We start from the raw sequence: 21,110 nt of genomic DNA, 5'->3' as shown, positions 1-21,110 counted from the left end.
CGGGCCATCTCACCGACAGACCGCCGAAGCGGTTTCGTAGAATTTGCCATTATAGGTTTGCTCCGGAAGGTCGAGTTGCAGCGCGCAGGACACTGTGCTGGAAGAGACTTTAAGGGACTGGGGGGCGTCGACGTTGCTGAGAAAAATCATCCCATCCCCAACCACCGTGGTCAGCAATGCATTTTCTGGCCCCAGCACGGCAGCGCCCTGAGGCAATGGTTTGCCGTGCATATCCGTAGCGCGCAGCAGTACCCGGCGTACGTCGATTACTTCGAAATCGACCCTGTTGAAGGACCCACGGCCCGCTTCCAGGACCTTGGTACCGTTCTTGATATCCATCTGGCGAGGTAGGCTTTTGCCTTCCAGCTCCAACACGCTCGACTGATAAGCCGGCAAACTGGCGATCACAGCCTTGCCCCACGGGTCGGTCCAAACCGGCCCTTGAGGTGTGGTAAGACGAGCACCGGCAACCTCGCCCACCGAGACCACGCCAAACGTGTCCTCAACCCGATACGGCGACAATGTGAAACCTTCAGAATGGGCGACCACCGCCCCTTGCAATTGCCCGGAGTAACTGGTGCTGGACGAGTCACGATTCAGCCCCAGCCCCACTTGCGCGTAACGAGAAGACGCGTTGAGCGTGCCGCCCAGGGTGTGCTCACGATGCCCTGCGAAGTCTCTGTCGCTGCGTATCTGGTAGTTCAGCGTCTCGTCGACACGCTCATCATAGGCAGTGCCGATACTGGAGCGCTCTCCCTGACGTCGAGCGAATGCGCTGAGGCTCCGATCACGGCCCAGGGGAACACTGACCTGCAGTCGAATACCCAGTCCGTCATCGTTCCGGTCATCGGCACTGTTGGACTGGCCAATCTGAGAGTCCACGGTTACACCGACACTGGCATATCTGAAACTCTTGTTCCACGTGCCGTAGATATTCTGGGTAATCCGGCTCTTGAAATCGGCCCCCCGGTTATAACCGATTGAGAAGCCACCCAACTGAGGGTCCGCCCAACTGAATCCTACGGTGTACTGGTTCTTGAATCGCGAGCCATCCACATCGTTTACATGAGGCGTCACTGTATCGATGACGTCACGATAGCCCGGTGTCTGCGCAGTGGCACTCAAGGACATCTGTACATTCGCAGGCAGGCCCACGCTCACAGACACACTGTTGCGCGCGCCTTGTACGTTTGTTGAATGATCCCGGGACAAGTTGTTACGCACCCCCAGGGAAAAGCGCTGGGAAAAGCTGCTGTCCAGGGCAAGCCCCACCGCATTGTAGCTATCGGTACCTTGTACCCCTGCGCTGACCGCGCTGTCCTTGCCCACAGCCCACGTACCACTGGCCATGGCCAGCAGGGGCTCTTTGGCCCCTCTCCCCTCCACCTCGCGGATCTTGCCCAAAGAAGCTGTATATCCAGACTTCACGGGGACCACTGCGCGGAACGTAGCAGCCGGCACGATAAAACTGCGCTGCCCGCCCTGGGTCTCTATCACCGTGACCTGAAGGTCGCTGGTGCCGTTGAGCAAGGGCAGATTGGTCAGCGTAAAAGGCCCCTCAGGAACGACCGTGGTATAGATCAACGCGCCGGATTGCCGTACTTCCACCCTTGACTGGCTCAGGGCTCGCCCCTCGACTACCACGCCATTGTGACTGCCACCACTTTCAATACCATCGGGAAAAATCTGCGCGCCCGTCAGTTGTACTCCCCCAAACACCGGGTTATTGCTCGATATCTGACCGACCTGGAAGGTCGAAGCCAAAGGCAAGAAATCCCGTTGTGCATAGGCGAAAAGGTGTTCGGCCGTTGTGCGGCGATCGTTGGAAATATAAAGCTGGCGGCTGCGGGCAATCCAATCGCCAAAATTGAAGCCCACCTCTGTGGAGGCTGAAAGATACCGATAGGTATCCGCCCTGGAATGACTGTTGATTGCCTGGACGTCGTAATTGAGTAGCGCTGCCGTGCCTCCGCGCGCATAGCTGCCGGAGTCTCGCTGAACGTCTCGCAGCGCTTGCGTAGGCACCACCAACGACACCTCTTCGTTGCCAGGACGCAATGTCGTTACTGTCTCAGGGTATTCGGCTTTGAAGTCATGACAGGCTTGCTCGGGGGGGACACTTTTGTCGATCACCGAAGAAGGTACCCGCAAGCTGCCACGATCAAGCAAACTACGGGTAAAGCATAGCTCACCTTCTTTATCGAACCGAGCATCCGTCAAGCCTATCCGCTCACCGTTGACGTGCAGGTCCACGACCCTCACACCCTCACTGAAACGTGGCGCATGACGAAAATAGTGGGCAACCGAAGGGCTGATACCCCGCGCCTGCAGCGTTTCCAAGTCGAACCCGGAAATGCTCGATACACGGGCGGCAGAAGCATCCGTGACCACCACCGCCATCATTGCCATGCACACCGACAGGCTCAGCCCGCTTCGCCTGAAAAGCGCCTCACGCTTTTGTACATGATTCAAGTCGTCGGGAACTGCACCGAAACTGCCATTGGTTGTGTTCATGAACGGTCACGGCGCATTCGTGATGAGCAGCGCATCGTAGCTATCGACAGCGAAGCCGTAGACGGTCGCGGGTTCAAGGGTGACCGAGGTCGCACCGGGTACAGGCTTGTCCAAGGCCACCTGCAATACTTCGCCAGGCAGCACGTAGGTACGAGCAAGGCTGGCCGTCACTCGTTGCGGATTAAGACGGACGTCTGCCGCCAAGCGAACTACGTAGGGGCTGTCGTTGCGCACACTCAAGACGTTGGCCTGAAGATGCCAGGTCAGTAGCTCCCAAGGCGCATCGTTCTTTGGCAAGCCTTTGGGATGCAGGATCAGCGGAAGGTTCTGCCGAAGGCTGATACCAATGGTCGCACCAGAACCAGGTTGTGCCTGAGGAATTCCTTCGAAGGACACACGCTTCAGGCGCTGGGTCTTGAGTGGTTCGGTGCCTATTGAAAGAAACCGCACCATCTGACGCTCTCCTGCATCCACACGTGTGACCGGTGGGGTGACAACAATCAGTTGCTCGGTATCTTCCGGGACATCCTCAATAACCGAGTGCAGCAGTGCCGGACTGCTATCCGTGTTGGTGACGTTAATGCTGACTTCACCTTCTGCCTCATGTAGCACAATGACGGTGGTATCAGGACGCATACCGTCGGCGAACAGCACCGCCGGCAAGAAAAAACCTATTAACAAGCATGATTTAAGAAATCTTTTAACCATCACTTCACTACCCACTTGTGCGCACAGGCTTTGCGAAAGAAATATTGGCCGACACAAAGCCCGCTTAATAAAGCGTGGCTCTGCTCGGCCCCTTTCCGAACCTAGTTATAGATAGCGCAGCTCTAAAGTAGCCTGACCGTCCAGATTAATCTGATTACTCATATTTAACTCTGATGTTTTATTGATAACAGGCAACACTTCAATTTGGCCTGCCACCGTATTAAGCTTGATAGGTGCGTAGACATTTCCTGCCCGCCAAGCCGTAAGGTTGGAGGTATGGCCGACGGCTTGGGTGCTATTCGTATGCCAATATCCGCCATTATTCTCGGAACCAACAATCCCCACCGCTACACCGTCCGCCACAGAATTACGTAAGTGGATCAGATACCCACCAATCTTTTGCCCTTGGGACGTAGCACCCAATCCGAAGTTATAAATATCTTTATAATTACTGCCAAAAAGACTGAGCATCATGCCGGGAATTCGAGAGCTTGCACGATTGTCCGACGCCCTGATCGCCACCGTTGTCTTGACATTGCTGGCACACTTGATCGAATAAGGCGTTGTCTTTTTAGCCAACTGTGTATAACGCGTCGGGCTCAGGGAATTCGGGTCAATCCTTCCGTAGTCAAAAACCGAATTGGTTATCGTGAAACTGCAGCTGACGGGGGCAATCGTTCCTTTCACACTCAGGTCAGCAGCTTGAGCATGAAAACCAAGGGACGCCAAGCACGCGACACTCATTACAAACATCGTCTTATTCATTTTTAGCACTCTCAACATAACGATAAATATCAGATCAAACCCGATGACAATTAGGCCTGCGCTATCACCCACACACCGATGCGAATTATCTGATCAAGGAAGTACGAATAGGAGCCTAGAGGTAACGAAGCTCCAAGGTTGCGTGACCGTCCAACTCAATTTTACTGCCCACATCGAGCGCGGACTTTTTATTAATAAAGGTGATAATCTGAATATTCCCCGATACCGAATTAACCTTAAGTGGTGTTTGCGCTCCTGAACCACCCCACCAGGCAATGACATCGCCGCCTTGACCCAACGCGTTACTTCGATAGTTCGTCCATGTATTGCCATTGTCTGCGGAAGTCACTGTACGGACGGTTCGCCCATCAGCAATAGAGTTTTGAACATGTACGGCATAACCCCCTATTTTTTGTCCTTTGGACGACAAACCCAATCCATAGTTGTAGTTATCAGTGTAGCCCTGGTCTATTGAGCTAACGATACCTGGCACTTTGCTGGATGAACGATTATCCACTGCCTTGAGCCCAACCGCAGTAAGTGCACTTCCCTCGCATTTAACAGCGAACGGCGTAGACTTCGCCGTCAAACGCGTATACTGAGTTTCGCTTAGGCTCGACGGCCGGATATCACCATAATCGAAAACGGCATTAGTCATTGTAAAACTGCAACTGGCAGGAACAATGGCCCCCTTTACGCGCAACTCTGAGGCCTGAGCACTCAGACTAGCCACCGAAAGCACCATACCTGCCACCAAAACAAACTTTACTTTCATGATCTTACATCCTGCATAGACATAGAAATGGATTCGCTAGCAAAAAACCGATATCGCTCATCACTAAAACTGCCGACACAACAACTATCGGAAATAACACAGCTCTAGCGCAGGCTGCTTGCCATCGAACTCATAGTGTTAAACTGCAACGGGCGGGGCCATTAATACCCTTCACTCGTAGATTGGCTGCTTCGACGCTTAAATCTACAGCAGCCAGAAGCAGTCCCGCCGGCACTGACACTTTGCTCTTCATCTGAGCACCTTAATTTCCTGAATATGTAAAAACAGCACCTATAGTCAGCGATGTGAGGTGTTCACTTGTTTAACCCCACACGCATAACTACCCCCTTGTACAAGCCCTGAGCGACAAATAATTACCGCCACGGCTTAATTGCCGACCGGCAGTATCGGCGCCACACATAAATAATTAAGCCGGAAAAATACCTCAATCAACGTAAGACAGCTCTGCGAAAACGGCTCACATTTAGATTGTTTACTGTAGGAGCAAACACAAAAAACCAAGACAAATATGCATACACATGTAGGACTAAGTTGACCATCCAGAAATTACGCACACTGCAAGTTATTAACTACAGCGACTCCTGACCCAATAACACAGCTATCGCAACCACCTCCTACAAGCGGCATTCACAATTTCTGATGAGTGATTGGGGAAAATTCCTCTGGCACTACGCGTTGGCGCCAGCCGTCGATCGTGGCACGATGGCAAGGTTATCGACCGAGACCCCCAAACCATGCCGCAATCCCAAGCCAAGAATCTGTCCTTGATCGCCGCCATCGACCTGGGCTCCAACAGCTTTCATATGGTCGTGGCCAAGGCCCAGAACGGCGAGATCCGCATCCTTGAGCGGCTCGGCGAGAAGGTGCAACTGGCCGCCGGGATCGACGACGAGCGCAAGCTCAATGAAGAATCCATGCAGCGCGGGCTCGATTGCCTCAAGCGTTTCGCGCAACTGATCAACGGCATGCCCCCTGGCGCGGTGCGTATCGTTGGCACCAACGCCTTGCGCGAAGCGCGCAACCGCAACGAATTCATCCATCGCGCCGAGGAAATCCTCGGGCATCCGGTGGAAGTCATCTCGGGCCGTGAAGAGGCACGCCTGATCTACCTCGGCGTGTCCCACACCCTGGCCGACACGCCCGGCAAACGCCTGGTGGCAGACATTGGCGGTGGCAGCACCGAGTTCATTATCGGCCAGCGTTTCGAACCCCTACTGCGTGAAAGCCTGCAGATGGGGTGTGTGAGTTTCACCCAGCGTTATTTCAAGGATGGCAAGATCACCCCGGCGCGTTATGCCCAGGCCTACACCGCAGCACGCCTGGAAATCATGAGCATCGAACATGCCTTGCATCGTCTGACCTGGGATGAAGCCATCGGCTCGTCCGGCACCATCCGTGCCATTGGCCTGGCCTTGAAGGCCGGTGGCCATGGCACCGGTGAGGTGAACGCCGAAGGCCTGGCGTGGCTCAAGCGCAAGCTGTTCAAGCTGGGGGATGCAGAGAAAATCGACTTCGACGGCATCAAGCCCGACCGTCGCGCCATTTTCCCTGCGGGCCTGGCGATTCTCGAAGCCATCTTTGACGCCCTCGAACTGCAACGCATGGACCACTGTGACGGCGCCCTGCGCGAAGGTGTGCTCTACGACCTGCTGGGCCGGCACCATCATGAAGACGTGCGAGAGCGCACCCTCAGCTCGCTGATGGAGCGTTACCACGTCGACCTGGAGCAAGCCGCCCGCGTCGAGCGCAAAGCCTTGCACGCCTTCGACCAGGTGGCCGAGGACTGGGACCTGGAAGACGGCGTCTGGCGCGAGTTACTCGGCTGGGCAGCCAAGGTGCATGAGGTCGGCCTGGACATCGCCCACTACCATTATCACAAGCACGGCGCGTACCTGATCGAACACTCGGACCTGGCCGGTTTCTCGCGGGAAGACCAACAGATGCTCGCGCTGCTGGTACGCGGCCATCGTCGCAATATTCCCAAGGACAAGTTTGCCGAGTTCGGTAAAGACGGCATCAAGCTGATCCGCCTGTGTGCGCTGCTGCGCTTTGCAATCCTGTTCCACCACATCCGCGGCACCCAGGAAATGCCCCAGGTCAAACTGCACGCCGATGGCGATAGCCTGGAAGTGATGTTCCCCAAAGGCTGGCTGGATGAAAACCAGCTGACCCAGGCGGACTTCGCCCAGGAAGCGGAATGGCTGACGCGGGTAGGGTTCAGCCTGAACCTGCGCTAAGCAAATCTAAAAGCATTCTGCAGAACAAATGTGGGAGCGGGCTTGCTCGCGAATGCAGTGGATCAGTCACCAGATGCATTGACTGACACACCGCATTCGCGAGCAAGCCCACTCCCACATGGAATTGCGTATGCCTGGGCTAGTTCACCGTCAGAATCGGGCTACCCAACTTCTCCAGCAACGTCGCCTGCGCGCTGCGCGGGTTCTGGTTGCCGGTCGGCGTGTTACGCACGTAGCGCCCATCCGACTGCAGGCTCCAGCTATGGGTGTTGTCGGTCAGGTAGCTTTCCAGCTCCTTCTTGACCCGCATGATCAGCTTCTTGCCTTCTACCGGGAAGCAGGTCTCCACACGCTTGTCGAGGTTGCGTTCCATCCAGTCGGCGCTGGAGAGGAACATCTGCTCTTCGCCGCCGTTGAGGAAGTAGAACACGCGTGTGTGCTCCAGGAAGCGGCCGATGATCGAGCGCACGTGGATGTTATGCGACACGCCCACAATGCCGGGGCGCAGGCAGCACATGCCACGCACCACCAGGTCGATGCGCACACCGGACTGGCTGGCCTTGTACAGCGCGCGGATGATCTTAGGATCGGTCAGCGAGTTGAACTTGGCGATGATGTGCGCCGGTTTACCGTCGAGAGCGAACTGGGTCTCGCGGGCAATCATGTCGAGCATGCCCTTCTTGAGGGTGAACGGCGCGTGCAGCAGCTTCTTCATGCGCAAGGTCTTGCCCATGCCGATCAACTGGCTGAACAACTTGCCGACGTCTTCACACAGCGCGTCATCGGATGTCAGCAGGCTGTAGTCGGTGTAGAGCTTCGCGTTGCCGGCGTGGTAGTTGCCGGTACCCAAGTGGGCGTAACGCACAATTTCACCGGCCTCACGGCGCAGAATCAACATCATCTTGGCGTGGGTCTTGAAGCCGACCACGCCGTAGATCACCACCGCACCGGCCGCTTGCAGGCGGCTGGCCAGTTGCAGGTTGGACTCCTCGTCAAAGCGCGCCCGCAACTCGATCACCGCGGTGACTTCCTTGCCGTTACGCGCAGCATCCACCAACGCATCGACGATTTCCGAGTTGGCACCGCTGCGGTACAGGGTCTGGCGCACGGCCAGGACGTGCGGGTCCTTGGCAGCCTGGCGCAGCAGGTCGACCACCGGGGTGAACGACTCGAAGGGGTGCAGCAGCAGGATGTCCTGCTTGCTCACCACGCTGAAGATGTTCTCGCTGTTTTGCAAAAGTTTCGGGATCTGCGGAGTGAACGGCTTGTATTGCAGCTCCGGGTGACTGTCCAAGCCGGTGATGCTGAACAGGCGCGTCAGGTTTACAGGGCCGTTGACCTGGTACAGCTCCGACTCGGCCAGGTTGAACTGCTTGAGCAGGTAGTCCGACAAATGTTTCGGGCAGGTGTCCGCCACTTCCAGGCGCACCGCATCGCCATAGCGCCGCGAGAACAGTTCGCCGCGCAGGGCACGGGCCAAGTCTTCAACGTCTTCGGAGTCCAACGCCAGGTCGGCGTTACGAGTCAGGCGGAACTGGTAGCAGCCCTTGACCTTCATGCCCTGGAACAGGTCATCGGCGTGCGCGTGGATCATCGACGACAGGAATACATAGTTGTCGCCAGCGCCCCCTACCTCTTCCGGTACCTTGATGATCCGAGGCAACAGACGCGGCGCTGGAATGATCGCCAGGCCCGAATCGCGGCCGAAAGCGTCGATACCTTCGAGTTCGACGATGAAGTTGAGGCTCTTGTTCACCAGCAAGGGGAACGGGTGCGTCGGGTCGAGGCCGATAGGCGTGATGATCGGCGAAATTTCGTCCCGGAAGTAACGGCGCACCCAGGTCTTGATCTTGGCGGTCCAGTGACGACGACGAATGAAGCGGACCTGATGCTTTTCCAGCTCCGGCAGCAGGATGTCGTTGAGGATCGCGTACTGGCGGTCCACATGGCCGTGCACCAGCTCACTGATACGCGCCAGGGCCTGGTGCGGTTGCAGGCCGTCGGCACCGGCTTGCTCACGGGCGAAGGTGATCTGCTTCTTGAGGCCGGCAACACGGATCTCGAAGAACTCGTCCAGGTTGCTGGAGAAAATCAGCAGGAATTTCAGCCGTTCCAGCAAGGGGTAGGACTCATCCAGCGCCTGCTCGAGCACGCGGATGTTGAATTGCAGTTGTGACAACTCGCGGTGGATGTACAGGCTGCTGTCATCCAGGTTGGTGACCACTGGCACTGGCGCCGGCGCAGGCGCTTCGGCCACCACCGCAGGCGGTGCAGGCTCCAGCTCCGGCGGGGTCTGGGCGACTTGTTCAACCACCGGGTGAGCGTCTTTTACGGCAACTTCTGAGAGTCCTTCGGTATTCATCGAGTGTTCCTGTGAGGGCTATTGTTGCTCTCTAAGCAATTGGGCGGCGCGGGCGGCGAAGTAGGTCAGAATGCCATCAGCGCCGGCACGTTTAAAGGCAGTCAGGGATTCGAGGATCACCCCTTCACTCAACCAACCATTCTGGATCGCCGCCATGTGCATGGCGTATTCACCGCTGACCTGATAGACAAAGGTCGGCACTTTGAATTCCTCTTTGACCCGGTAAAGAATGTCCAGGTAAGGCATCCCCGGCTTGACCATCACCATATCGGCGCCTTCGGCCAGGTCGGCGGCCACTTCGTGCAGGGCTTCCTGGCTGTTGGCCGGGTCCATCTGGTACGAGGCCTTGTTGGCCTTGCCCAGGTTCAGCGCCGAGCCTACCGCATCGCGGAATGGGCCGTAGTAGGCGCTGGCGTATTTGGCCGAGTAGGCCATGATCCGCACATTGACGTGACCGGCCAGCTCAAGGGCTTCGCGAATCGCCTGGATGCGTCCGTCCATCATGTCCGACGGTGCAACCACCTGGGCGCCCGCAGCCGCGTGGGACAACGCCTGCTTGACCAGTGCATCGACGGTGATGTCGTTCTGAACATAACCGTCTTCGTCAAGAATGCCATCCTGGCCGTGGGTGGTGAAAGGGTCCAGGGCCACGTCGGTGATCACGCCCAGCTCCGGGAAACGCTCGCGCAGGGCACGGGTGGCACGCTGGGCAATCCCCTGGGGGTTCCAGGCTTCGGCGGCGTCCAGGGTCTTGAGTTCGGCCGGGGTCACCGGGAACAGCGCCAGCGCCGGGATGCCCAATTCGACCCACTTCGCCGCCTCTTCAAGCAACAGGTCAATGGTCAGACGCTCCACACCCGGCATCGACGCCACCGCTTCCCGGCGATTTTCACCGTCGAGCACGAAAACCGGCAGGATCAGATCATTCGTGGTCAGTACATTTTCACGTACCAGGCGACGAGAAAAATCATCACGACGATTGCGACGCAGACGGGTGGCGGGGAACAGGCGATTGGCAGGGGTAAAGCTCACGACAGACTCCTGAGCCCGTGTTTACGGGCGAGCGTTGCAGTTATAAGCGGCCATTATGACGAATGAATGACAGTTGTGCTTATCGACACGACCTGTAGTCCCATTCGTCATTTGCGTAGGAATTGTTCACTTCGTGACACATCTCGATACTTTCATGAATCTTCGTGAAGGCGTAGGCTGCGCGTTCATTTCGCCAGCACCCTAGACCATGCTTCAACAATTTCTGCATGACTTCGGCTACTTTGCCCTCTTTCTCGGCACGTTCTTCGAAGGCGAGACCATCCTTGTACTCGCAGGCTTCCTGGCGTTCCGTGGCTACATGGATATCAACCTGGTGGTGGTCGTTGCCTTTTTTGGCAGCTACGCCGGCGACCAGCTCTGGTACTACATGGGGCGCAAGCACGGCCGCAAGTTGCTGGCGCGCAAGCCGCGCTGGCAACTGATGGGCGACAAGGCACTGGAACATATCCGCAAGCATCCGGATATCTGGGTATTGAGTTTCCGCTTCGTATACGGGTTGCGCACGGTGATGCCCGTGGCGATTGGCCTGTCCGGCTACCCACCGTTGCGCTACCTGGTTCTGAACGGTATTGGCGCGGCGATCTGGGCCGCGGCACTGGGGGCGGCAGCCTATCACTTCGGCGCAGTGCTGGAAGGAATGCTCGGCAGCGTCAAGAAATACGAGTTGTGGGTATTGGCCGCCTTGCTGGTGCTGGGCTTTGGCCTGTGGCTGCGCCGTCGCTTCAAGAATGCCCGCATCGCCCGCCAAGCCTGTGCCGAGGCCAAGGCTCGGCTGGCTAACGAGCCAGCCTCGGTCGAAACGCCTAAGACACCAACCGAGTAAGCCGGCTTCTGCAACAGTAGAGGCCGATGATGCTGAGCAGGCTGTAGCTCGCCAGGCCCAGCCAGCCCAGGTTGCTGGCGGGCCACAACCCCACCAGCGGCGCCAGCCATACCAAGGGAACATTCAGCGCCAGGCGCGCCAGCTCGGCCTTCAGCGCCCATGGGCGATTCTCCAGCGCCACGCCCAGGGTAAACAACCCCAGCGCCATCGTGCCCCAGCCAAGGACCAGCGCCGTGGAGGGCAAGCCCTCACCGAAATTCATCAGATAACTGCCAAACCCTACATAGGCCGCAAACTGCAAGGCGATGTAGACCTGTTGGCGCACATCCAGCGGCACCTCGAATTTGCGGAACTGACTCAGGTCCGGCTTGGCCATCGGGTACTTGGCCTTGACGTCCGCCGGGCGCCAGCCGGTGCGCATGAACCAGATACGCAGCTTGTCCCACCAACGCTCAGTACGCCGGGCGTCACTCCAGAGTTGCGCATAAAACTGCAGGTTGGCCCACAGCGGGTTCCAGCTGGCCAAGGGTGTGGTCACACCGAAAATCACCGGTTCGTTATCGTCTTCCTCCTGGAAGGTACCGAACAGTCGGTCCCAAATAATGAACACCCCGCCGTAGTTGCGATCCATGTAGAGAGCGTTCTGCGCATGGTGGGCCCGATGATTGGACGGTGTGACGAAAAACCATTCGAACCAGCCAAGCTTGGGAACATGGCGTGTATGGACCCAGAATTGATACAGCAGGTTGAGCGACGCCACGCTGATAAACACCACCAGTGGCACACCAACCACCGCCAGGGGCAAGTAGAAGATCCAGCTCAGCAGGAAACCGGTGCTGGTCTGGCGCAGAGCGGTGCTGAGGTTGTAGTCCTCGCTCTGGTGATGCACCGAATGCGCGGCCCACAGTATGTTGCGCTCATGACCCATGCGGTGCAGCCAGTAGTAGCAGAAGTCATAGAACACAAAGGCAAACACCCAGGTCCAGGCACTCTGGGCAGGCAATTCGAACAGCGCCAGGTGCTCGATGGCGAACGCGTAGGTCAGCAGGCCCACGCCCTTGGTGAGCAAGCCTGTGGTGGTGGACAGCACTCCGGTGCTGAGGCTGTTGATGGCATCCGCCACTCGGTAGTTGCGCACGCCACGCCAACGGTCGGCCAGCAACTCGACCACGATCAGGGCAATAAAAAACGGTACTGCGTAAGGCACAAAGTCCATGGGCTAGTCCGGTCTATTTTTGTTACATCAAGATTAGGTGCAGCGACGTGAGTTCCCATTGGCAAGAGGTTACAAATTAGTAGACATTTAACGCCATGAATCAGGAGAAATGCCCATGAGCAAAAAGATTGCAGTGATCCTTTCCGGCTGTGGCGTGTACGACGGCGCAGAGATCCATGAAAGCGTGATCACCCTGCTGCGCCTGGACCAGCGCGGCGCTCAAGTGGAATGCTTTGCACCCGACGTTGCGCAGTTGCACGTGATCAACCACCTCACGGGCGAAGAAATGCCCGAGTCTCGCAATGTGCTGGTGGAATCCGCGCGCATCGCTCGAGGCGCCGTGAAGGATATTGGCCAAGCCAACGCCGCAGACTTTGACGCGCTGATCGTGCCGGGCGGTTTTGGCGCGGCCAAGAACCTGTCGAACTTTGCCGTGGAAGGCGCCGGCTGCAGCATCAACCCCCAGGTGCTGGCACTGGCTGAAGCCTTTGCCGAAGCGGGCAAGCCGGTGGGTTTGATCTGCATTTCGCCGGCCCTGGCCGCCAAGATCTACGGCCCTGGCGTGACCTGCACCATCGGCAACGATGCCAGCACCGCCGCAGCCCTGGACAAGATGGGCGCCACCCACGTCGAATGCACTGTGGAGGATATCGTCGAGGACCAGGCGCGCAAGCTGGTGAGTACACCGGCCTATATGCTGGGCAAGAACATCAGCGAGGTGGCGTCCGGCATCAACAAGCTGGTGGATCGGGTATTGGAATTAACCCACGAAAACGACTGATGGGGATGCACCTGTGGCGAGGGAGCTTGCTCCCGCTGGGTGGCGAAGCCGCCCCATCTAAGCTGACGCGGTGATTCAGATAAAACACTGACGACGGCTTTGGGGCTGCTGCACAGCCCAGCGGGAGCAAGCTCCCTCGCCACAGGTCAGGCTGGTTTCATCAAGCGGGTAAGAATTCGGTCCAGCGCATTGGCAAACGCCTGCTTGTCCTTTTCGCTGTGGGGCGGCGGGCCGCCGCCCATCTGGCCTTGCTCGCGCAGGTCGGTGAACAGGTTGCGCACCGCCAACCGCTCGCTCATGTTCGCAGGGCTGAACTCCTTGCCACGCGGGTCGAGGGCCGTGATGCCCTTCTTCACCAGTCGATCGGCCAAGGGCACGTCGCTGCAAATCACCAGTTCGCCGGGCACGGCGTGCTCCACCAGGTAATCATCGGCGGCATCCGGCCCGCTGGGCACCACGATCAGCTTCACACAGGCAAAGCTAGGCTTGATCTGGCTTTGCCCTGCGACCAGCACCACCTCAAACTGGCGCTTGAGGGCAAACTTCACCACTTGGTCCTTGGCCGCCCGAGGGCAGGCGTCGGCGTCGATCCACACGCGCATGCTACGCCGCCGCCCGGTGCTTTTCGGTCAGGCGGCTACGGCCATACAACACCACAATCGCCAGGATCGCCACGGCCTGTGCCCCCAACGAGTACGCATCGGCGTGGATGCCCAGCCAGTCGAAGTCAAAGAACGCCACTGGCCGCGTGCCGAAAATGCCCGCTTCCTGCAAGGCTTTCACACCGTGCCCGGCGAACACCACCGACAGCGCACACAGCAACGCGGCGTTGATGCCAAAGAACAGCGCCAGGGGCAACTTCGCCGAACCGCGCAAGATCACCCAGGCCAGGCCCACCAGCAGCACCAGCGCCGTGGCACCACCGGCCAGCACCGCGTTGTGCCCGGCAGGGCCGGCCTGCAGCCACAGGGTTTCGTAGAACAGGATCACTTCGAACAGTTCGCGATATACCGAGAAGAACGCCAGCACGGCAAACCCGAAACGCCCACCGCCGCCCACCAGGCTGCTCTTGATGTAGTCCTGCCAGGCCGCCGCGTGACGCCGGTCGTGCATCCACACGCCGAGCCATAGCACCATCACACTGGCAAACAACGCCGTGCAGCCCTCAAGCAACTCACGCTGGGCGCCGCTGACGTCAATGACATAGGCCGCCAAGGCCCAGGTACCCAAACCTGCCAACAGCGCCAGGCCCCAGCCGACGTTGACGCTGCGTACCGCCGATTGCTGGCCGGTGTTACGCAGGAAGGCGAGGATCGCGGCCAGCACCAGAATCGCTTCCAGGCCTTCACGCAGCAGGATCAGCAAGCCGGAGATATAGCTCAACGACCAGCTCAGGCCATCGCCGCCCAGCAAACCAGCCGATTCAGTGAGTTTGCCTTTGGCTGCATCCAAGCGCTGCTGCACCTGCTCGATAGGCAAGCCGTCCTGCAACGATTGCCGATAGGCCATCAGGGCCTTCTCGGTGTCTTTGCGCACATTGGCATCGACGTTATCCAGGGAGCTTTCCACCAGCTCGAAGCCTTCCAGGTAGGCTGCGACGGATAGATCGTAAGCCTGCTCATGGTCGCCGTTGCGGAAAGCCGCGAGGCTCTTGTCCAGGGTGGCGGCAGTGTAGTCGAGCAACTGCGCGGGGCCACGCTGAACCTGCGGCGGCTGCGCACGCTGGGCGCGGAATGTCGTGGCAGCGTCAGGGCCGTCAGCGGCGAGTACTTCAGTGGGGGTCTGGCGGGCCAGGTCGGCGAGGTTGAATGTCTGCTCGCCTTTGGCAGCGGCCGGGTCGGCCGTGAAGCCGGCGATATAGGTTGCCAGGTCCCAGCGCTGGCGGTCGTCCAATTGGTCAGCGAACGACGGCATGTCGGTGCCTTCGACGCCCAGGCCGAGGGTGTTATAGATCGCGTAGAGGCTCAGGCGGTCCAGGCGCGTTGCATCGCGCAGGTTAGCCGGCGGTGGGGTCATGCCCACGCCTGCCGGGCCATCGCCGGCGCCCGTTGTGCCGTGGCACACCGAACAATGCTGGGCGTAGAGCGGCGCGCCGCGCGTCGGGTCCGGCGTGATGGCCGGGGCCTGGCTGACTTCATACGCCACGGCCAGCTTGGCGCCCAATTGACGAGCCTGGCGGGCAACGCTCGCGCCGTCCTGGTGGGCAGTGACCGCGGCCAGCAGCTCATCAACGCCCTTTACCAGCTCGGCGCGCTCAGGCTTGTCTGGCAACTCCGCCACCAGCCCCTGCAATACCCCGAGAAACTCGACTTGTTCGCGGTATTCAGAGTCATCCACCACCTTGCCCGCCTCTACCGTCGGTGGGTAGTCGGCGCCAATGTAGTCAAGCAAATGCAGGGCTTGCGGCGCGCCCTCGGCGGTCGCGGCCGACAGATTGAGGCTGCACGACAGCAATGCCGGCAACAGCAGCCAGGCGAGAAAGCGGAAAGGGGCGGTCATGAATGAATCTCAAGTGGAAATACGAAGTAACACTATTGTTGAGCTTTAATGGATTCGACTCAAGGTGTTATTTCATATCACGCTAAAGCCAATGTGGGAGCGGGCTTGCTCGCGAATGCGGTGCTTCAGTCACTATTTTCTTTGACTGATATACCGTATTCGCGAGCAAGCCCGCTCCCACATTTTTGAGCCAGTCGCTTGGTCAGGCCGTGGCGCGATGCAGGCTGGCAAGGAAACCGGCAGCGCCGACAAACAAGCCAGCAAAGGTGCGGTTCACACGTTTCTGTTGTTTAGGCGTACGCAACAGGCGCAAGACTTTCGAGGCCAACCCTGTGTAGCCCGCCATCACGATCATATCGACGCTGATCATGGTCGCACCAAGGATCAGGTACTGGATCAACAACGGCGCCTGCGGGTTCACGAACTGCGGCAGCACCGCCAGCATGAACACCAACGCCTTGGGGTTGCTGGCGTTGACCAGAAAGCCGCGGAACATCATCGCCATCGGTTTGCCGATCGGGCGTACGGCGGCGTCATCGGTCATGTCCATGGGCAAAGCGCGCCATTGCTTGATGGCAAGGTACACGAGGTAGGCCACGCCGAACCATTTGATCGCATAGAACGCAGTAGACGAGGCCGCCAGAATGGCCCCCAAACCACCGGCGACCACAGCAATCTGCATCGCCAGGCCAAGTTGCAGGCCGATGGCGTTCCAGTAGCCACGCACAAAACCGTACTGTAGGCCGCTGGACATCGAGGCGATGGCACCGGCGCCAGGAGAAAGGGAGATGATCCAACTGGCCAGGAAAAAGGCCAGCCATGTATCGAGAGCCATTGCACACCTCGCAAGGGAGTTAGCGGTTGTGCCTTAAGCTAACTCCAGCGACCAAAGGCTGGCTACAGATTTCTGCAGGAGAGAGCTTGCTCGCGAAAAATGCACAGGCGATGCGGGCTGACTGCAAGCGCTGCGTTATCGTTGACGGTCTTCGCGAGCAAGCTCGCTCCTACAGGATGTTGGTGCCAGACCCGGGCCAACGTCGTACCGAACGCTGGAAGAACAGACTATTGGGCACCTGCACCATCGCGCTGTTGGTCCCGGCTTCCTCGACTTCGATCAGCGTGGTGTAGAGCAAGTTGATCGCCACGACCCGGCCCTTCACGCCCGGCTTGTCGACGGTGTCCACCAGCTCGACGATATCACCCAGGCGAAACGGCCCGACGGTAAAGATCAGTATCGCGCACAGCAGGTTGGACAGCACCGACCACATGGCGAAGAACGCCACGGCCGCCACCGCGACAAAGCCCGACAAGGCCGTCCACAACACCGTGGCCGACACACCCAGGCGGCCCAATACAAAGATCAGTGCACTGCCCATGATCAGCCAGCGCAAGCCACCGCGCAGGGGCATCAACAATTGCGGCGGAAACGGGTAGCGCTCACCCAGGCGTGTCAGGCCTTTGGCGACAAAGCGCTGGGCCAGGTAGCCGGCCAGCAGGATCAGCAGGATTTGCACGCCAATCCAGATGGGCTCGATCCATTGCACCGGGACTGGCAATTGCAACGCTTCCATCAGGACAGCGCCTCCAGCTCCGCTTGCAGGGTTTCGAGCAATTCGAGGGCCTCCATCCAGGTTTCCTCCAGTTGCCCCTCGCGCACCTTGAGCTTGGCCTGTTCGGCCAGCAGGTCACGCAGCTCGTCCTTGCGCGCCGCCTCATACACGGCGCTGTCGCCCAGGCTGGCTTCGATCTTGGCCAGGCGCTCATGCACCTTGCCCAGTTCGGCTTCCAGCTTGTCGGCCTCACGTTTGTGCGGCGCCAACTGCTGGCGCAGCGCGGCGGCGGCCTGGCGCTGGGCTTTCTTGTCAGTCTTGTCCGGGTTGACCGGCGTGTTGCTGGCCGGCGCATTGCGCAGGCGGTATTCCGTCAGCCAGCGCGCGTAGTCGTCCAGGTCGCCGTCGAACTCTTCGACCTTGCCGTCGGCGACCAGCAGGAAATTGTCGGTAGTGCTCTTGAGCAGGTGACGGTCGTGAGACACCACCAATACCGCACCGCTGAACTCCTGCAGGGCCATGGTCAGCGCCAGGCGCATTTCCAGGTCCAGGTGGTTGGTCGGTTCGTCGAGCAGCAACAGGTTCGGGCGATCCCACGCGATCAGGGCCAGGGCCAGTCGGGCTTTTTCGCCACCGGAGAAATTCAGCACAGGTTCGTCAATGCGCGCGCCACGGAAGTCGAAACCGCCAAGGAAGTCGCGCAGGGTCTGCTCGCGCTCGGTCGGCGCCAGGCGTTGCAGGTGCAACAGCGGGCTGGCCTTGGCATCCAGGGAGTCCAGTTGGTGCTGGGCGAAGTAACCCACCACCGTGTTCTCGCCACGGGTCAGGCGGCCGGCCAGCGGCTCAAGCTCACCCGAGAGGTTCTTGATCAGTGTCGACTTGCCTGCACCGTTCGGGCCGAGCAAACCGATGCGTGCGCCCGGCGTGAGCTGCAGCTTGACCTTCTCAAGGATGGTTTTGTCGCCATAGCCAAGGCGAGCGTCCGAGAGGTCCAACAGCGGGCTGGAGATCTTCACCGACTCACGGAAGACAAAGTCGAACGGCGAATCGACGTGGGCCGCCGACAGCTCTTCCATGCGTTCCAGGGCCTTGATCCGGCTCTGGGCCTGGCGGGCCTTGGTAGCCTGGGCCTTGAACCTTGCGATGTAGCTTTCCATGTGCGCACGTTGCGCCTGTTGCTTTTCAAAGGCCTGTTGCTGCTGGGCCAGGCGTTCGGCACGCGCGCGTTCGAACGCGGTATAGCCGCCACGGTAAAGGGTGATTTTCTTCTGTTCGACATGGGCGATGTTATCGACCACGGCGTCGAGGAAATCCCGGTCGTGGGAAATCAGCAGCAAGGTGCCCTGGTAACTCTTGAGGAAGTCTTCCAGCCACAGGATCGCATCGAGATCCAAGTGGTTGGTCGGTTCGTCGAGCAGTAGCAGGTCCGAGGGACACATCAGCGCTTGGGCCAGGTTCAGGCGCATGCGCCAGCCACCGGAGAAGTCCGCGACCGGACGGTCCATCTGTTCGTTGGTAAACCCAAGGCCGGCGAGCATCTTGCGAGCACGGGCGTCGGCGGTATAGCCGTCGGCGCTGTCCAGCTCCGAGTGCAGGCGCGCCTGTGCGGCACCGTCCTGGGCTTTTTCGGCCTCAGCCAGGTCGTGCTGCACCTGGCGCAGGCGCAGGTCGCCATCGAGCACGTAGTCGATGGCGATACGGTCCAGGGTGTCGATCTCCTGGCGCATATGGGCAATGCGCCAGTCGGCCGGCAGCAGGCAGTCCCCCGAATCCGGGGTCAGCTCACCCAGCAACAAGGCGAACAACGTGGATTTGCCGGCGCCATTGGCTCCGATCAGGCCGGCTTTGTGACCGGCGTGCAGGGTCAGCTCGGCGTCTTCGAGAAGACGTTGCGGGCCACGCTGTAATGTTAGGCTTTGAAGTCGGATCATAATGGCGGCGGAGTCTACCAGCTTCGTTGGCCGCTGGCTTGGGTGTGAATATGTGCGCTGACCTGTGGAGCTTTGCCCTTTCGACCTATGCCCGCCCGGGCGTGGAGGCCGCTTGCCTGCGCTTGCAGGAGCAAGGGGCAGACGTGTGCCTGTTGTTGTGTGGTGCGTGGCTGGAATGGCGAGGTGTGGCATATAAGCCCGAACGCGTTCAGGCACTGCAGCAGATTGCCCAGCCGTGGCGGGTGCAGGTTGTCGAACCCTTGCGACAAATGCGCGGGCAATGGCGAGCCTTGGCCCAGCAGGATGCGCAATTGGCATTGCTACGAGAGCAGGTCAAGACACTGGAACTGGAGGCCGAAAGAACGCTGCTGGCGCGCTTGGAAGCGCTGGCGCAGGCGTGGCCGATCAATGAGGTGCCGGGTCAGCAAGAATGGCTTGAAGGCCTGGCGACCGAAGCCGCCAACCTTGACCACGACGCGCTGCTGCAATTGCGCGCCATGGCCACCAACACTTAGGAAGCGCTGGTTGGGGTGGTGCTTGGCGCTACCGGTGCAGGGGTGCTGCTGGCCGATGCAGTTGGAGCGGTGGCTGCTGCCGGAGTAGCAGTGGGTGCTGCTGGAGTAGCTGGCTTTGCGGGCGCGGGCTTGGCAGCGGGCTTCGCGGCCGGTTTGGCGGCAGCAGGTTTAGCAGTTGGCTTAGCGGCTGGTTTGGCAGCAGCGGGTTTAGCGGCCGGTTTGGCAACTGCCGTTTTAGCGACTGGCTTGGCAGCTGGTTTGGCAGCAGCAGGTTTAGCAGCTGGCTTCGCGGCTGGCTTGGCAGCAGCAGTTTTAGCGGCTGGCTTAGCGGCTGGTTTGGCAGCAGTAGTTTTAGCAGCTGGCTTAGCGGCTGGTTTGGCAGCAGCAGTTTTAGCAGCTGGCTTAGCAGCTGGCTTAGCAGCTGGCTTAGCAGCTGGTTTGGCAGCAGCAGTTTTAGCGGCTGGCTTCGCGGCTGGTTTGGCAGCAGCAGTTTTAGCAGCTGGCTTAGCGGCTGGTTTGGCAGCAGCAGTTTTAGCAGCTGGCTTGGCGGCTGGTTTGGCAGCAGCAGTTTTAGCAGCTGGCTTAGCGGCTGGTTTGGCAGCAGCAGTTTTAGCGGCTGGCTTCGCGGCTGGTTTGGCAGCAGCAGTTTTAGCAGCTGGCTTAGCGGCTGGTTTGGCAGCAGCAGTTTTAGCAGCTGGCTTGGCGACTGGTTTGGAAGCAGCGGTTTTAGCGGCTGGCTTCGCGGCTGGTTTGGCAGCAGTTTTAGCGGCTGGCTTCGCGGCTACTTTTGCAGGCGTACGAGCACCCAGTGCCTTAGCTACGGCTTCCTTCACACGGCCAACGCCTTGGGCCAATTTCAGGCTTTCTTGAGCGTCTTTTTTGAGTTGGGAAATGTAGCTGCGGGTTTCGGCTTGGCGATCCTTGAGAGCATCCAGCAGCTCTTCAAGTTCTTTGACCGCGCCTTTGGCTTTGGCTTGCGCCTTGGACTTGCCGGCAGTGGCGGCGTCTTGCAGTTTGGTGCGGGACTTGTGCAGTTTTTCTTGCGCTTTACCTCGTTGCTTTTCCAGTTTGGCGAGCAGTTTTTCTGCATCAGCCAAGGCTTGGGAGCACGCGCTTTCCAGATGTTCGAGCAGGCTGCCCGAAAGTTGTTGGAGCAAGTGCAACGGGGTATTTACAGGCTTCTGTTTGGCCGACATGGTTTACCTCCTGGCTGACGTGGGTGCGGCTCATACTAGCCCTCTGCTCTTACCGCCGCTAGGGCATGTTGACAGTATCGTTTGCGTTGCGTTGCAGCGTGCGAAAATTCTTATCGATATAACGGAAAACCACGTCACTTTTTACGCAGCCGCACTGGCATAAT

General features: G+C 59.0%; 17 protein-coding genes. 4 read left to right on the top strand and 13 right to left on the bottom strand.

Annotated elements, in window-relative coordinates; translation table 11 throughout:
- Nucleotides 1-9: 9 nt before the first annotated feature.
- From FXO12_RS19415 to FXO12_RS19400, 4 genes are all read right to left on the bottom strand, one after another.
- On the bottom strand, nucleotides 10-2,514 hold the full coding sequence (locus tag FXO12_RS19415) for a fimbria/pilus outer membrane usher protein (RefSeq protein ID WP_267912086.1): 2,505 nt from the start codon (nucleotides 2,512-2,514) through the stop codon (nucleotides 10-12).
- 6 nt (nucleotides 2,515-2,520) lie between these two features.
- Nucleotides 2,521-3,222 (bottom strand): fimbria/pilus chaperone family protein, encoded by a 702-nt coding sequence (locus FXO12_RS19410; RefSeq protein ID WP_081095710.1) that lies wholly within the window; start codon nucleotides 3,220-3,222, stop codon nucleotides 2,521-2,523.
- Between the two features lie 105 nt (nucleotides 3,223-3,327).
- Nucleotides 3,328-3,987, bottom strand: a complete 660-nt coding sequence (locus tag FXO12_RS19405; RefSeq protein ID WP_157717968.1) for a DUF1120 domain-containing protein — start codon at nucleotides 3,985-3,987, stop codon at nucleotides 3,328-3,330.
- A gap of 115 nt (nucleotides 3,988-4,102) precedes the next feature.
- Nucleotides 4,103-4,762 (bottom strand): DUF1120 domain-containing protein, encoded by a 660-nt coding sequence (locus FXO12_RS19400; protein WP_054896005.1) that lies wholly within the window; start codon nucleotides 4,760-4,762, stop codon nucleotides 4,103-4,105.
- 755 nt (nucleotides 4,763-5,517) lie between these two features.
- Between FXO12_RS19400 and ppx the strand changes: the two genes are divergently transcribed.
- A complete protein-coding gene (gene ppx, locus FXO12_RS19395) occupies nucleotides 5,518-7,020 on the top strand; it encodes an exopolyphosphatase (RefSeq protein WP_003195352.1) in 1,503 nt (500 codons plus the stop codon).
- A gap of 139 nt (nucleotides 7,021-7,159) precedes the next feature.
- Here the strand turns inward: ppx and ppk1 are convergent, their stop codons facing one another.
- Both ppk1 and hemB read right to left on the bottom strand, forming a co-directional pair.
- Nucleotides 7,160-9,382, bottom strand: coding sequence for a polyphosphate kinase 1 (ppk1, locus tag FXO12_RS19390; protein WP_054896006.1), 2,223 nt, complete (start codon nucleotides 9,380-9,382; stop codon nucleotides 7,160-7,162).
- 18 nt (nucleotides 9,383-9,400) lie between these two features.
- Entirely contained in the window at nucleotides 9,401-10,414 is a 1,014-nt protein-coding gene (gene hemB / locus FXO12_RS19385) for a porphobilinogen synthase (protein WP_057975313.1), read from the bottom strand.
- Between the two features lie 208 nt (nucleotides 10,415-10,622).
- On the opposite strand from hemB, the gene FXO12_RS19380 reads away from it, so the two are divergent.
- Nucleotides 10,623-11,258, top strand: a complete 636-nt coding sequence (locus FXO12_RS19380; RefSeq protein ID WP_034129029.1) for a DedA family protein — start codon at nucleotides 10,623-10,625, stop codon at nucleotides 11,256-11,258.
- Here FXO12_RS19380 and FXO12_RS19375 read toward each other — a convergent pair.
- Complete coding sequence (locus FXO12_RS19375) at nucleotides 11,239-12,474, bottom strand: sterol desaturase family protein (RefSeq protein WP_034129030.1); 1,236 nt, start codon at nucleotides 12,472-12,474, stop codon at nucleotides 11,239-11,241. The genes FXO12_RS19380 and FXO12_RS19375 overlap by 20 nt on opposite strands.
- 115 nt (nucleotides 12,475-12,589) lie before the next feature.
- Between FXO12_RS19375 and elbB the strand changes: the two genes are divergently transcribed.
- Nucleotides 12,590-13,255 carry an isoprenoid biosynthesis glyoxalase ElbB gene (gene elbB, locus FXO12_RS19370; protein WP_034129031.1) on the top strand — a complete coding sequence of 222 codons (666 nt, stop codon included), beginning with the start codon at nucleotides 12,590-12,592 and terminating at the stop codon, nucleotides 13,253-13,255.
- Nucleotides 13,256-13,401: 146 nt separating this feature from the next.
- Here elbB and FXO12_RS19365 read toward each other — a convergent pair whose 3' ends face one another.
- From FXO12_RS19365 to abc-f, 5 genes are all read right to left on the bottom strand, one after another.
- Nucleotides 13,402-13,857 carry a YaiI/YqxD family protein gene (locus FXO12_RS19365; RefSeq protein WP_034129032.1) on the bottom strand — a complete coding sequence of 152 codons (456 nt, stop codon included), beginning with the start codon at nucleotides 13,855-13,857 and terminating at the stop codon, nucleotides 13,402-13,404.
- Nucleotide 13,858: 1 nt separating this feature from the next.
- Nucleotides 13,859-15,754: an FTR1 family protein gene (locus FXO12_RS19360; protein WP_054896007.1), complete on the bottom strand. Its 1,896-nt coding sequence runs from the start codon at nucleotides 15,752-15,754 to the stop codon at nucleotides 13,859-13,861.
- 202 nt (nucleotides 15,755-15,956) lie between these two features.
- The gene (locus tag FXO12_RS19355; protein WP_005792425.1) at nucleotides 15,957-16,589 is read right to left on the bottom strand and encodes a LysE family transporter; all 633 of its coding nucleotides are present in this window, start codon (nucleotides 16,587-16,589) and stop codon (nucleotides 15,957-15,959) included.
- A 169-nt stretch (nucleotides 16,590-16,758) separates the two neighbouring features.
- On the bottom strand, nucleotides 16,759-17,325 hold the full coding sequence (locus tag FXO12_RS19350; RefSeq protein WP_003195372.1) for a mechanosensitive ion channel family protein: 567 nt from the start codon (nucleotides 17,323-17,325) through the stop codon (nucleotides 16,759-16,761).
- Nucleotides 17,325-19,235 carry a ribosomal protection-like ABC-F family protein gene (gene abc-f / locus FXO12_RS19345; RefSeq protein WP_014720438.1) on the bottom strand — a complete coding sequence of 637 codons (1,911 nt, stop codon included), beginning with the start codon at nucleotides 19,233-19,235 and terminating at the stop codon, nucleotides 17,325-17,327. Before abc-f ends, FXO12_RS19350 begins: the two co-directional genes overlap by 1 nt.
- Nucleotides 19,236-19,285: 50 nt before the next feature.
- On the opposite strand from abc-f, the gene FXO12_RS19340 reads away from it, so the two are divergent.
- Entirely contained in the window at nucleotides 19,286-19,750 is a 465-nt protein-coding gene (locus tag FXO12_RS19340; protein WP_034129036.1) for a TIGR02444 family protein, read from the top strand.
- Here the strand turns inward: FXO12_RS19340 and FXO12_RS19335 are convergent.
- Nucleotides 19,747-20,946, bottom strand: coding sequence for an AlgP family protein (locus FXO12_RS19335; protein WP_160049724.1), 1,200 nt, complete (start codon nucleotides 20,944-20,946; stop codon nucleotides 19,747-19,749). The genes FXO12_RS19340 and FXO12_RS19335 overlap by 4 nt on opposite strands.
- Between the last annotated feature and the right edge of the window lie 164 nt (nucleotides 20,947-21,110).

It is taken from the genome of Pseudomonas sp. J380, from assembly GCF_009827115.1.
GTDB lineage: Bacteria > Pseudomonadota > Gammaproteobacteria > Pseudomonadales > Pseudomonadaceae > Aquipseudomonas > Aquipseudomonas paracarnis.
This window is presented reverse-complemented; position numbering and strand designations above follow the sequence as displayed.